This is a genomic window from Xenorhabdus entomophaga, from assembly GCF_037996725.1.
Taxonomy (GTDB): Bacteria; Pseudomonadota; Gammaproteobacteria; order Enterobacterales; family Enterobacteriaceae; genus Xenorhabdus; species Xenorhabdus khoisanae.
On the sequence record NZ_JBBMXH010000288.1, the window covers coordinates 1 to 740 of the forward strand.

Genomic DNA, 740 nt, shown 5'->3' on the forward strand with positions numbered 1-740 from the left:
AGGTTAATCAGCGACCAGTCCGATTTGCCCATCACCATCGGCGGAAAATCGGGGGAAACCGGGGTGATATTGCGGGCGTATAAATGGGCAGGCACCGATTCTTGTGTCAACGTAATGTCACCGATAGCCAGCTTCATGGCCTGCTCATGGTAGCCAATGGCGTGGACACATACGGTCTGGGGGGACAGGTTATTCGCCGCTTTCCCATCCATCCCGGAAAAATGTATCTGGTTGTGGAGACGCCCCAGTAAATCATCGGTTATCAGCGACTGAAAGTAGACGTTATCGGGTTCACCGGCCTCCAGCAGCCAGTCACTTTTGGCATGAAACTGGTCAATCGGCAGGAAATGGCAGGGCTTGCCACGGGGGGCGCTGCCCTGAGTGGCTTTCTCACCGGGCTGCTTCGCTGTTTGGATGCTTTTCACCCGAAAAAGCCGTTCTGTTTCAGCCAACGGCAGCGGATAACGCGGGGTTTCCGGTAATAAAGAAACGGGCGGACTGACCATCGGCACCAGATGCACCGCCGGAACACAGCCCAACAGGAAGGCATCGCCCAGCGCATCCATTGGCAGTTCCCCGTGCAGGCGGATAATCAGCTCACCGGTGCCATCCGGGTTTAACGGCAAATCGCGTGACTCATTGATATCTAATGTCATGAAACTGAATACATGCGGCAGGCAATAATACTCCGTCATTTGTTGCAACCGGGCAACAGGCAGGTCACCGGTGGGTAACAGGGG

General features: G+C 55.3%; 1 protein-coding gene. It reads right to left on the reverse strand.

Annotated elements, in window-relative coordinates:
* Positions 1–740: type VI secretion system baseplate subunit TssF (locus AAC854_RS22810; RefSeq protein ID WP_340619086.1), on the reverse strand; the 740-nt coding region annotated here is incomplete at both ends.